The following is a 12,189-nucleotide window of genomic DNA, read 5'->3' as shown; positions in this document are numbered from 1 at the left end:
AAAAGTACACATGAAAAAAAACGGCGCAATATATTCAGTGCCTATGATTTACTGTAATGAATGCAGTAAAAGTAAGTGTTTTCATTTTTTTAAGAAAAAGCTACCATTAGAAACGTAGACGAGGTGATAGTTTCATGATCAGTGAACGGGAAAAAGCAATTATTCGATATCTCTTAGAGAATGGACCAACAACGGTTGCTAAAATTGGGTTGCATATGTCGCTTTCGCAAAAGACAGTTTCGCAATCGCTAAAGAGAATTGATGAATTTTTGCAGGAAACAGCAATAAGGCTTGTTCGCAAACCTAGAGTAGGTGTATTTCTTGATGGTGATTCAGCTGAAATTCTAAAGTATCTTGATGGGCACGAGGAATCAAACTTACCGACGAGCAAAAAAGATCGTATTCAGTTTCTTTGCTTTGAAATACTGAAACAAAAAACGTATTTTACGCGTCAACAACTGCAAGATGCACTCTACATCAGTAAATCAACTTTAGAAAATGACATGGGGCAGGTAAGCGAGATCTTTCGTCATTTTAACGTTACGATTGAAGTTTTACCGGGGAAGGGTTCCTTTTTGAATTTGTCAGAACAAGAAAAACGTCGTTTAGCATTTGATTTGATCTACTATTTCTGGGGTGGAAATTGGAAAATAACACAAGAGCAGCAACGCTATTTGCATTCGATTCAAGGAATTCCTCAGTTTGTTAATGATTTTATTGACCTGACAAAGATTTCTTTAGTTGATACGCTCTTACAAGAGTATTTGAAAAAAGAACAAATTACGCTTAATGATGCTGCCTATCACTCACTATTGCTTCATCTAATCATCATGATTGATCGGGTCAAAGAGAAGAATTATCTGACTTTCGAAGAAAGAAGACATCCTTTGATGGAGAATAGAGCTTTTTATCGTTTTATTGCTTCAATAGAAGAAACGTTTTCTCTGTCGTTGCCAGTTTCGGAAGTTCATTATATTTCGCTTCATATCTATGGGGATTCGTTGATGAAGAAGAATGACTCCGATGATTTGCTTGATGAAACGATACGCAAATTGATTCATGAAACGATCTCCCTACGCAATGAAAGTCTTTTGTTAGGATTGGTATCACATATCAAAGAAGCTATTTATCGCATTCAAAAAGGATTAGTCATTCATAATCCTTTTCTAAATGATGTGAAGAAGAATTTCCCTTTGTCTTTTGAGGAAGCGCTTCGATTAGCTCATGCCTTAAATTGGCATTTTTCGATTTCGATCCCCGAAGATGAGGTTGCCTTTCTGGCCGTACACATCCAAGTGATGAAAGAACAACGAGAAGAAAAACAACCGAAGAAAGTGAGTGTCTTATTAGTTTGTAGCAGTGGGAAAGGCACTTCACAGCTATTAGCTGCTCGTATTCGGAGAAATTATGAGCAAATCGATATTTCCAGGATTCTTTCAATTCAAGAGTTGATTCAGACCAATATTTATGAGGACTTGATTTTATCGACAGTGGATTTAAAAATCGATTCGATTCCAACAATCCATGTTTCACCTGTACTGAATAAAGATGAGCAGCGAAAAATAGAAGCCTTTTTAAGAAAAGTCGAAGAAAAACAAAATGGTTCTTTCAGTCAGTTTGCGAAATTGATTCATGAGGACTTGATTTTCTTAGATCATCATTTTGAAGATTATCAAGAGGTGATTACATTTATTGGGGAGCAGTTGATTACTCGTGGCTATGTAAACGAGGAAATGATTGACTCTTCCCTAAAAAGGGAACAGCTTTCCTTTACTTCTTTTGGACGATTCGCAACACCTCACGGTACACCAGAATACGTGAAAAAATCAGCGATTGTATTTTTACGTCTTCATAATGAGATCCACTGGGGAGAAACAAAGGTGAAATATGTCTTTTTCATCTGTATCAAAGATGAAACTGTACAAGAACTTGAGGAAATCTATGACACGATGCTTAATGTGATGGAATCAGATGAACGAACCTTCCTCCTTAAAGGGACGAAAGAGGAATTAAAAAAGTATTTACAAAGGGGAACATAAAATGAATATAGAAACACTACTACCTTTTGAACATATTGTTCTTGGTCTAGAGGCAACCACTAAAGAAGAAGTGGTCCGTCAATTAGCAAAAATATTGGTAACTGAAGGAATTGTTCAATCCGAAAATGAGTATGTTCAATCAGTTATGGAAAGAGAAGATCACTCGACCACAGGAATAGGCAATAATATAGCAATCCCCCATGGAAAAAGTCGTGCAGTTTCTGAACCCGCAATCGTTTTTGCTCGGTTAAAGGCACCATTAGAATGGCAATCCTTAGATGATGAACCAGTAACGGTTGTGATTATGCTTGCTATTCCTGAAGAACATCAAGGAGACACCCATTTACGGATCTTATCAGAAATTGCCATGAAATTGATGGATGAAGACATCACTGAAGCGCTGAAAAGCGAAACAGATAAAGAGATTATCGCGAAACTATTAAGCGAATAAAACGGAGAAAAGGAGAAAGAAGAATGAAGAGAAAAATTATTGCAGTAACGGCGTGTGCCACAGGAGTTGCTCATACCTTTATGGCAGCACAGGCGCTAAAAAAAGCAGCAGCGAAACGTGGGGATTTAATCAAGGTTGAGACACAAGGAGCAACAGGTATCGAAAATGAATTGAACGAGCGGGATTGTCAAATTGGGGAAGTTGTGATTTTTGCCGTTGATACGAAAGTGAGAAATGAGGAGCGTTTCAATGGCAAGGAGATCCTTAAAGTCCCGGTAGCAGCCCCTATAAAAAATGCAGAAAAAGTAATTGAAGATGCATTAAAGCTGATTGATCAATAAAGAGGAGGAAAATCAGATGAAAAAGTTGGCAAGTGAAATGAAAAATCATGTTTTAACAGGAATATCTTATATGATTCCTCTGGTGATTGCCGGAGCAGTTATCATGGCGATTTCTCGAGTAGGCGGATCAATATTTGGGATCGTCGATATTTGGGACGCCTCTCATGGAGAAAGTGCGAATACGATCATCCGATTACTCCATAGTTTAGATGGATTCGGTGGCATCGCTTTAGGATTGATGTTTCCCGTAATATCGGCATTTATTGCTTATTCGATTTCCGATAAGCTAGGGATTGCCCCTGGTCTTGTTGGAGGTATGTTAGTAAAAGACATTAACGCAGGCTTCTTAGGCGCAATTGTTTCAGGGCTGATCGCTGGGTACATTTGCTTGTGGATCAAAAACCATATAAAGCTGCCAAAATCGATGGCATCGGTAGTTCCAGTGTTCTTAGTTCCTGTTTTAGGTACTTTAGTCACTGTCCTACTTGTGAATTATGTGATCGGTACACCATTTGCAGCTATCAATGTGGGCTTAGAGTCATGGTTGAACGGATTGAGTGGCGGAAATGCGATCGTGATGGCGGCAGTTGTAGGGGCAATGGTTGGATTTGACCTTGGGGGACCAGTAAATAAGGCAGCTGTGACAACCGCGATGGCTTTATTGACAAGTAACGTTTATGCACCAAACACTGCAGCGCAAGTGGCAATCATTATTCCACCAATTGGTTTAGGTTTAGCGACTGTTTTTGCCAAGAGTAAATACAATAACGAATTAAAAGAAGCAGGAAAATCGTCGATCATTATGGGTCTAGTAGGCATTTCAGAAGGAGCGATCCCATTTGCGGTGGAAAATCCACTAAAAGTGATCCCAGTGAATATGATTGGTTCAGCGATTGGTTCTGCAATGGCTGTTGGTCTAGGAGCTGTCAATACAGCCCCAATCTCTGGTTTTTATGGCTGGTTCACTGTAGAAAAATGGCCACTGTATGTTTTATCGATTGCTACCGGCTCATTATTCATTGCGATTTGTACAAGCTTGCTACGTTCAAAAGATGCGGGGAAAGAAACAGATACCACGATGGAAGAATTTGACGAAGCTGCTTGGGAAGAGCAGTGGGAAGCATAGCTATGACAAATGTACACATAGTAAACCACACCCATTGGGATCGTGAATGGTATTTTACTTCAATGGACTGTGTCGTTTTGAGTGACCAATTATTTAGTGATGTACTAAAAGAACTAAAGAGGCAACCGACTGCTTCTTTTGTGCTAGATGGACAACTGTCTATTCTTGACGATTATTTAGAACTATATCCTGAGCGCTTGACTGAGGTCAAAGAGTTGATCGCCAATGGTCAATTGTTCATCGGTCCTTGGTACACCCAAACAGATGCCTTTTTTGCTTCTGGTGAGTCCATCATTCGAAATGCCATGATTGGTATATTTGATAGCAAAAAATATGGCAGCTATATGCCGATCGGCTATTTGCCAGATACATTTGGTTTTAATGCTCAAATGCCAACCATATTGAACGAAGTTGGACTTGATAACATTATCTTTTGGCGAGGCATCGATTTAGGGGAACAGGTCAAATCCCCTTACTTTAAATGGACGAGTTTAAGTGGGCAAGATTCACTGTATGCGGTGAATTTTCCTCAAGGATATGGTGCACAGCAGCAATTGGAGCCAACGAGCAGTTATGTAGATGGCAGACTCGATAAAGGTGTCGATTTTATTAAGAGCTACGCGAATGAACCTGAAATCTTGATTCCAACTGGAAATGATCAGTTAGGCATTGTTTCTGCCATAGAAGAAAAACTAACGAAAATCAATCAGCTAGGAAAATACAAGTATCAATTGAGCACCTATCCAGCATTTATGGAGATCGTCCGTCAAAAAGAACTAGAAGTTTATCAAGGAGAGTTTCGTGCACCGGTTTTTGCGCGGGTTCACAAAACGATTGGTTCTGTACGAATGGATCTGAAACGTGAGATTTTTCGATTAGAAAACAAATTAGTTTTAGAAATTGAACCAATGTTAGTTATTGCGAAAGATTTAGGGATCGAATTAAGTAATCGCTTGCTAATGAAAGCTTGGAAAAAGTTATTTGAATGTCAAGCCCATGATAGTTTGGCAGGCTGTGTATCAGATGGTGTTGCACAAGATATCAGTCATCGGGTAAAAGAAATCAGTGAGATCTGTGAGAGCATTGAAAATTTGATTTTAAAAAGAATCAGTGAAGGACTCGCTTTACAAGCCAACCAATTTCTGATTCTTCATCCAACACCAGTGCCATTTCAAGGGGAGAAATTCGTTAAGATCGTATCCAGAACCAACAATATCAAGGTTATTGGAGCTGATTCATCTGTTCTTAAAGCAGTGTATATCCCAAGCAGGAAAAATATTATGGAAGAAACTCCTGCTGGCAACCGTTTTATTGAAGAAGAGGGGTATTATCTGTTAACCGTTCAAGTGAACTGTTCCTTTTCAGGCCTTGGCTATCAAGTCCTTACATTTGAAGAGCAAGAGACAACTCCCGAATCGTCTTTAGATCAAAACACATGGATTAGAAATGGAAAATACATGCTCTCCTTTGAAGATGACCACCTGATTTATTCAGATGGAAAACAACAGATCGTGGATTTCTTGTCGATCATCGATGATAGTAATGCCGGTGATACGTATGACTATTCGCCTATTTTGAATGATCAACCGATCACGCTTCGTTTTGCCAGCTGCAAAGGAAAGCAAGAAACATTGGTTTTGGAAGGAAGTTTACAGCTACCGTATACGATCGAAGAACGGATGAAAGGAATCGCCACCAAAACATTTGCTTATACATTGACCCTCCAATTGACAAAAAATGGTGAGGTAAACGCAAAGTTACGTTTTAAAAATACGCTTTTAAATCATCGGATTCGAGTGAAAGCTCGATTAAACAAGCCGATAGAAAGAGCGTTTGCAGCCATTCAATTTGGCTATCTTGAAAAAAGAAATCAAACACTGGAAAATTGGCAAGAAAAATATGCAGAAAAACCCGTCAATATTGAACCATTTGAAAAACAAGTGGTTGTTTATGATCAAGAAAACGCCCTCGTTTTTTATAGTGAGCAGAGCAAAGAGTATGAATATCTCGACGACTCCTTATATGTAACGGTACTAGCTACAACCGACTCCCTTGGAAAACCGGATTTGTTGTATCGACCAGGTCGCGCTTCTGGCGATACAACCAAAAAGGGACATATTATGATGGAAACGCCTCTTGCTCAAATGGAAAACTATGAGATGGTCTTCGATTTTTCCCTGCGAGTTGCATCAACAGCTATTTCTGAAGAGTTGTTGGCTACTTGGAAAACTGTTAAAGAACAGCCATCGATTTCTTATCAATTGCAAGATTTGAATTACTTTATTTATCGCATAGATAATAAAATTCAAAAGCGCATTGATCCATTATCTCTGACCGACATGTCTCTTTCTTTGTTGTCCTGCAGCTTAGAACCAGGTGTGGGAGTCAGTGCGCTTCATAATGCGTATTACTCTGAGGGAATCGTTATCCGTTTCGTCAATTCAACGAACAAAGAACGATCTCTTGAGCCAAAAAAATTATTTAATGGGTACGCATATCAACGAATCAATGCCTTAGAAGAACCGCTTGAAGCGGATCATATCATCCATGCTTATGGGGTAGCAACCTATTTATTAACTAAAAACTAGGAATAAAGAACACAAAATTTGTCGAGAAGGAATTGCTTTTGTAACGTTTTCCTCTACAAGATTTTGTGTTCTCGCTTTTTACAATGTTTAGAAGGAGTTTTTATGTCCGTACAACTTTTATTGCTTGCCTCACTGCCTGCACTAGGATGGGGCTTAATGCCAATCGTCGCTAAATTGATGGGAGGAAAATCAGAGGAACAACTGCTAGGAACAACAATCGCAGCCTTGATTTTCGGTAGTGTATTTGGTTTCTTGAATCAAGTGAGTTATGCCTTGGTGCCATTTTCCATCAGTTTATTATCTGGGGTTTTTTGGGCTTGCGGACAATACTTCCAATTTCTCGCTTTGGAGAAAGCGGAGGTTTCTAAAGTAATGCCCGTCTCCGTAGGGACCCAATTATTATTTGTTACATTAGCATCTGGTTTCTTTCTCAAAGAATGGACAGATTTAACGACTGTAATTTTCTCAATCATGGCATTAGGAGTCATTCTAACAGGTGTTTTCCTTGTAACTAAAACAACTCATCAGCAAACAGGATTAACACCGCAAGTACTTCTTTATCTATGTTGTTCTTCAGCTTTTTTGATGCTATATGTGACAGTCACTGGTCTGTTTCAGATAAGTGGCGCACAGATTTTCATGCCTCAGGCAGTAGGGATGTTTCTCGGGGGAAGCGTAATTTCCTTGAAAAGTAAGCAACAGTTGCATTTCCGCAAAATAATCCGCAATTTAGGTACTGGTAGCACATGGGTTATCGCGAATACTTCGTTATTCGCTGTATCGTCATCTTTAGGTGTAGGCGTAACCTATTCATTTTCTCAAATGAGCTTACTTGTTGCTACTTATGGAAGTATTATCCTCTTAAAGGAACAAAAAGTTGGCAGAGAAAAGCAATTTGTAGCTCTTGGTAGCTTGCTCTATATGGTTGGTGTATTAGGGATGAGTTGGTTGAAATAACTTTGCACCTGAGCAATTTTAGTTAGTGATCAATAAAATAGCAGATAACAGTTTAATCAATAGATGCAAAAAAACATGAAATCAGTGAATGATTTCATGTTTTTTTTACCGTCCATTCTCCGTCTGGCGATAATCACTAGGTGAAATGCCGACTTTTTTCTTGAATAAACGGCTGAAATAGGCGGTGTTTTCGATGCCGATCGCCAATGAGATCTCTTTGATGGATAGCCGAGAATAACGCAAAAGGTCTTTCGAATAAGAGATGCGTTTGCTGATCTGGTACTCGATGGGGGGCAAGCCCATGTATTTGGAAAACTCCTTGACGATTTGATACTTATTAATATGGTACCTTTCCTCCAAACATTCCAAGGTGATCCCTTGACGGAAATCCTCTTCTAGCTGGTCACGAATCTGCAAAATATAAGGCGGGATCTCACTATCCGAAAAATCGAGATGATATTTTTGCAGGAGCAGTTCATTGAGCAGCTGATGGATCAAAACAGAGCTTTGGAAGGCGGTTTTCGCATTTGGTTCTGGCTGTAGCATCAATAAATCTTGTAAGACCAAGTGGATCGGATTTTGACGACTGCTGGCAGGATTGGTGTGAAAAACTGGACTGCCATTTTTGAGAAATTCATCATAAAACGCTGCGACGTTGGCGCCATATAGATGGATCCAGTCCATTTCCCAGGGCTCTTGACTAACGGTGCGGTAGTACTGATAGTCTAGGCAGTCGATAAAAAACACATCACCTGCTTTTAATTGATAGCTTTTACCTTTGTAGCGCAATTCACCGCAGCCGGACAATGTATATTTGATCAAATAAGAAGGCAGGTTCTCTCGTTCTGTAAAGTAAGGTTTGCTGGCTTTGAAATAGCCGATTTCTTGAATGTAATAGAAAAGTTCACGCTGCTTTTGGGTTGAAGTATTGATGTAACGCAGTGAATCGGTTGACCATGAGTGGTTGGCTTTTTCCCAGTAGTCCATCGGATCCTCCTTTTTACCAAGATTGTGCAAGTCTTTATCAAAATTGTGTGATGAAACTCGTTGATTGTCAAGCTAAAATTGAGTCAACAAGAATGAATCAGTGGATTGTAATCGATTTATTTTTAAACAAGATAATGAAAGGTGGAGACCAGTGAACACATTTATCGCAATCGATATCGGCGCATCAAGCGGTCGTCTGATGCTGAGCCGTTGGGAAAATGAGCAGATCACTTTAGAAGAGATCCATCGCTTTAAAAACGGCTTTCGTCCCCATGACGGCTTTGACCGTTGGGCGATCGATTATTTGATCCAAGAGATTTTAGTAGGACTGCAAAAAGTGAAACAAGCAGGTATCAATGACTGCTTCGTCGGAATCGACACCTGGGCAGTGGATTACTGTTTGATCGATCAAGCAGGCGAGCGTTTAGGCGACCCAGTTGCTTATCGAGATAGTCGCACCAATGATGCGATCGCAACTTTTGGTCAGCGCTATTCTTTGCAAAAACTGTATGAGAAAACAGGCATTCAGCTGCAGCCCTTCAACACGATTTTTCAATTAGCCACAGAAGAAGCGCAACTGTTGCAAAAAGCCGACAAACTGCTGTTGATTCCAGATTATTTGGGCTACGTTTTTACTGGCAAGATGGTCACGGAAAAAACCAATGCCTCGACGATGCAGCTTCTAAATGCCAACACCCAAACATGGGATTCAGAATTGTTAGCTGAGGTCGGCGTAACAGAAGGCCTATTCCCACCTTTGGTTGATGCTGGGACGGTTTTAGGCGCACTGCAAACACAGAAGTTTCCAGCCTATGATTTGCCACAAGCGACCTTTGTCACTGTCGCTAGTCATGATACGGCGTCGGCGATCATCGGTACACCTGGAGAGGGTTCAGATTGGGGCTACATCAGCAGCGGGACTTGGTCATTGCTGGGGATCGAAACCAAAGTACCCAATGTTTCCCTTGCCGCCTTTGATGAAAATTATACGAACGAATGGGGTGCCCACAACACGATTCGCTTTTTAAAAAATATTATGGGCATGTGGCTGATCCAAGAAGTGGCTCGGCAGCAAGACTATCAGTATTCCTATGCAGAATTGGCGGAATTGGCGCAAGCAACGCCTGCTTTTCAACAGTTTGTCGATGTCAATGATCCTCGTTTTTTGAATCCAGAAAACATGATTACTGAACTGCAAGCGTATTGTCGAGAAACCCAGCAGAAAGTTCCAGAAACCGCAGGGGAACTGGCTCGCTGTGTGTATGATAACTTAGCGCTTTGTTATGCCAGTGAATTACAAAAGCTGGAACAGCTGACAGGTACGACAAACAAGCTGCAAAAACTGCATATCGTGGGGGGCGGTTCCAATAATCGCTTTTTAAATCAACTGACGGCTGATGCTGCGCAGCTGACGATCGAAGCCGGCCCAAGTGAAGCAACGGCGATCGGAAATCTTTTAATGCAGATGATGAGTGCTGGCATCTTCACGTCGCTGGCTGAAGCACGCCGCGCGGTCAAACACTCATTTCCTTGCAGTGTTCATGAACCACAGCCTTTTGATCACAAGATTTTAAGCAACTATCAACGTTTTATAGAAGGAGTAGGAAAAAAATGACAACGATTCAACAGCGTTATGAAGAAGCTAAGACAGCATATGCCAAATTAGGCGTCGACACGGATGCGGTTTTGAAAAAATTAGCCGATGTGAAAATCTCGATGCATGTTTGGCAAGGGGACGATGTCCAAGGATTTTTGAGTGATGAAGCATTATCTGGTGGGATCTCTGTAACGGGGAATTATCCTGGTGCTGCCCATACCCCAGAGGAGTTGCGCCAAGATTTAGAAAAAGCCTACTCTTTGATTCCTGGAAAACACAAATTGAACCTTCACGCCATCTATTTAGACACCGAGGAAGCAGTGGATCTAAATGAATTGGAGCCGAAGCATTTTGAAAAATGGGTTGCTTGGGCGAAGGAACAAGGCTTAGGTTTAGACTTCAATCCAACCTTTTTCTCACATCCCATGTTCAAAGATGGCTTTACCCTTGCTTCACCAGATGAAGAAGTTCGTCAGTTCTGGATCGAACACGGCAAACGTTCGCGTCAAATCGCTGCTTATATGGGGAAAGAAACTGGGCAAGTCTGTGTCAATAATTTCTGGGTGCCAGATGGCTACAAAGACAACCCGATCGATCGTTTTACACCACGGGAACGCTTGATGACAGCATTAGATGAGATTTTTGCTGAAGAATTGCCAGCGGAATACACGATAGATGCCGTGGAAAGCAAGTTGTTTGGTCTTGGTGCCGAAGCCTACACCGTCGGCTCTCATGAATTTTATATGGGCTATGGCTTGACACGCGATAAATTGATTTGTTTGGATGCTGGACATTTCCATCCAACCGAAGTGATCTCCAATAAACTGTCTTCATTGGCACTATTTAGCAAAGGCATTTTGCTGCATGTCAGCCGTCCTGTACGCTGGGATAGTGATCATGTCGTGATCATGGATGATGAATTGCAAGAGATTGGCCGCGAATTGGTTCGCAATGACTTATTACCAAAAACCAACATTGGGTTAGATTTCTTTGATGCGACGATCAATCGGGTCGCTGCGTGGGTGATCGGGACGCGCAATACTCAAAAAGCGTTGCTAAAAGCGATGCTAGAACCGATCGAAGAACTAAAAGCAATCGAATTGTCAGGTGATTTCACCACTCGTTTAGCCATGACGGAAGAATTAAAAGACTATCCGTATGCAGATGTTTGGAATTACTTCTGTGAAAGCCAAGGGGTACCAGCAGGTCTGGATTGGCTATCAGAAGTGAAAACCTATGAAGAAACCGTCTTAAAAGCCAGAAAGTAGGAGAACAATGAAAAAGATTGATATTTTACAAGCGAATTTTGTACAAGAAATGATGAAAACGACAGCAAATCTTTACCGTTTAGGGTGGGATGAGCGCAACGGCGGCAATATTTCTTACTTATTAACAGAAGAAGAGATCTTGCCTTTCATCGATCCGCAAAGCGTCTTGCGGGAAATTCCCATGATTTTTGATGCCACTGCACTAGCTGGCAAGTACTTTATCGTGACAGGTTCAGGAAAATACTTTAAAAATGTAGCGGCACATCCAGCGGAAAACCTTGGTGTGATCCGAGTCAAAGAAGATGGGCAAACATTGGAATTGCTTTGGGGCTTGGAAAATGGTGCGGTGCCAACGAGTGAACTGCCAAGTCATTTTATGAGTCATATCGCTCGCTTGTCGGTCGATCCAGAAAACCGAATCATCATGCATAACCACGCATCGCATCTTTTAGCCATGAGTTTTACCCATGAGTTGGATGAACGCAGTTTCACGAGGACTCTGTGGCAGATGTGTACGGAGTGCTTGGTGGTCTTCCCAGAAGGAGTTTCCATCATTCCTTGGATGGTTCCAGGAACGAACGAGATCGGCGAAGCAACAGCTGCTAAAATGAAAGAAACCCGTTTGGTCCTTTGGCCGCAACATGGGATCTATGGCGCCGGCAAAGATATGGACGAAGTCTTTGGCTTGATTGAAACGGCAGAGAAAGCTGCGGAAGTGTACACCTATGTCAAAGCACAAGGCCCAATTTTACAAACCATTACGGATGAAAATCTGAAAAAATTGGCTGACGCTTTCAAAGTCACTCCCCGAGCAGGCTATCTTGAGGTATAATCA

At 41.1% G+C, this 12,189-nt stretch carries 10 protein-coding genes; 9 read left to right on the top strand and 1 reads right to left on the bottom strand.

All coding sequences use genetic code 11. The features are described from left to right. Positions 1 to 134: 134 nt before the first annotated feature. The 6 genes from ENLAB_RS04245 (at position 135) to ENLAB_RS04220 (ending at position 7,502) form a co-directional block, all read left to right on the top strand. Positions 135 to 2,039: a BglG family transcription antiterminator gene (locus ENLAB_RS04245; protein ID WP_244352797.1), complete on the top strand. Its 1,905-nt coding sequence runs from the start codon at positions 135 to 137 to the stop codon at positions 2,037 to 2,039. A gap of 1 nt (position 2,040) precedes the next feature. Next, a complete protein-coding gene (locus ENLAB_RS04240) occupies positions 2,041 to 2,490 on the top strand; it encodes a PTS sugar transporter subunit IIA (RefSeq protein WP_086297724.1) in 450 nt (149 codons plus the stop codon). Positions 2,491 to 2,513: 23 nt separating this feature from the next. Beyond that, positions 2,514 to 2,831 carry a PTS fructose transporter subunit IIB gene (locus tag ENLAB_RS04235; RefSeq protein WP_008380922.1) on the top strand — a complete coding sequence of 106 codons (318 nt, stop codon included), beginning with the start codon at positions 2,514 to 2,516 and terminating at the stop codon, positions 2,829 to 2,831. Further along, entirely contained in the window at positions 2,821 to 3,957 is a 1,137-nt protein-coding gene (locus ENLAB_RS04230) for a PTS fructose transporter subunit IIC (RefSeq protein ID WP_071859233.1), read from the top strand. Before ENLAB_RS04235 ends, ENLAB_RS04230 begins: the two co-directional genes overlap by 11 nt. A 2-nt stretch (positions 3,958 to 3,959) precedes the next feature. Beyond that, positions 3,960 to 6,545 carry a glycoside hydrolase family 38 N-terminal domain-containing protein gene (locus tag ENLAB_RS04225; protein WP_244352795.1) on the top strand — a complete coding sequence of 862 codons (2,586 nt, stop codon included), beginning with the start codon at positions 3,960 to 3,962 and terminating at the stop codon, positions 6,543 to 6,545. A 102-nt stretch (positions 6,546 to 6,647) separates the two neighbouring features. Next, on the top strand, positions 6,648 to 7,502 hold the full coding sequence (locus tag ENLAB_RS04220; protein ID WP_244352793.1) for a GRP family sugar transporter: 855 nt from the start codon (positions 6,648 to 6,650) through the stop codon (positions 7,500 to 7,502). Positions 7,503 to 7,607: 105 nt separating this feature from the next. On the opposite strand, the gene ENLAB_RS04215 is transcribed toward ENLAB_RS04220, so the two are convergent. Further along, positions 7,608 to 8,489 (bottom strand): AraC family transcriptional regulator, encoded by an 882-nt coding sequence (locus ENLAB_RS04215; protein ID WP_077452878.1) that lies wholly within the window; start codon positions 8,487 to 8,489, stop codon positions 7,608 to 7,610. Positions 8,490 to 8,688: 199 nt separating this feature from the next. On the opposite strand from ENLAB_RS04215, the gene rhaB reads away from it, so the two are divergent. Genes rhaB through rhaD form a run of 3 tightly spaced genes read left to right on the top strand, consistent with a single transcriptional unit; the run spans position 8,689 to position 12,186 of the window. Next, positions 8,689 to 10,104, top strand: coding sequence for a rhamnulokinase (rhaB, locus tag ENLAB_RS04210; RefSeq protein WP_439711696.1), 1,416 nt, complete (start codon positions 8,689 to 8,691; stop codon positions 10,102 to 10,104). Further along, entirely contained in the window at positions 10,101 to 11,354 is a 1,254-nt protein-coding gene (gene rhaA / locus ENLAB_RS04205) for an L-rhamnose isomerase (protein WP_244352789.1), read from the top strand. Before rhaB ends, rhaA begins: the two co-directional genes overlap by 4 nt. A 7-nt stretch (positions 11,355 to 11,361) precedes the next feature. Next, positions 11,362 to 12,186, top strand: coding sequence for a rhamnulose-1-phosphate aldolase (gene rhaD, locus ENLAB_RS04200; protein WP_244352788.1), 825 nt, complete (start codon positions 11,362 to 11,364; stop codon positions 12,184 to 12,186). Positions 12,187 to 12,189 lie beyond the last annotated feature (3 nt).

This window comes from Enterococcus innesii (assembly GCF_022846515.1).
Classification (GTDB): domain Bacteria; phylum Bacillota; class Bacilli; order Lactobacillales; family Enterococcaceae; genus Enterococcus_D; species Enterococcus_D innesii.
Note: the sequence above shows the minus strand (reverse complement) of the source record. Positions and strands in the feature narration are given on the sequence as shown.

What these genes read in the sequence shown, in the direction of transcription:
- ENLAB_RS04240 (WP_086297724.1), top strand. Translation starts at nt 2,041, where the DNA reads ATGAATATAGAAACACTACTACCTTTTGAACATATTGTTCTTGGTCTA.
- ENLAB_RS04215 (WP_077452878.1), bottom strand. Translation starts at nt 8,489, where the DNA reads ATGGACTACTGGGAAAAAGCCAACCACTCATGGTCAACCGATTCACTG.
- ENLAB_RS04220 (WP_244352793.1), top strand. Translation starts at nt 6,648, where the DNA reads ATGTCCGTACAACTTTTATTGCTTGCCTCACTGCCTGCACTAGGATGG.
- rhaB (WP_439711696.1), top strand. Translation starts at nt 8,689, where the DNA reads ATGCTGAGCCGTTGGGAAAATGAGCAGATCACTTTAGAAGAGATCCAT.
- ENLAB_RS04235 (WP_008380922.1), top strand. Translation starts at nt 2,514, where the DNA reads ATGAAGAGAAAAATTATTGCAGTAACGGCGTGTGCCACAGGAGTTGCT.
- rhaA (WP_244352789.1), top strand. Translation starts at nt 10,101, where the DNA reads ATGACAACGATTCAACAGCGTTATGAAGAAGCTAAGACAGCATATGCC.
- ENLAB_RS04225 (WP_244352795.1), top strand. Translation starts at nt 3,960, where the DNA reads ATGACAAATGTACACATAGTAAACCACACCCATTGGGATCGTGAATGG.
- ENLAB_RS04245 (WP_244352797.1), top strand. Translation starts at nt 135, where the DNA reads ATGATCAGTGAACGGGAAAAAGCAATTATTCGATATCTCTTAGAGAAT.
- rhaD (WP_244352788.1), top strand. Translation starts at nt 11,362, where the DNA reads ATGAAAAAGATTGATATTTTACAAGCGAATTTTGTACAAGAAATGATG.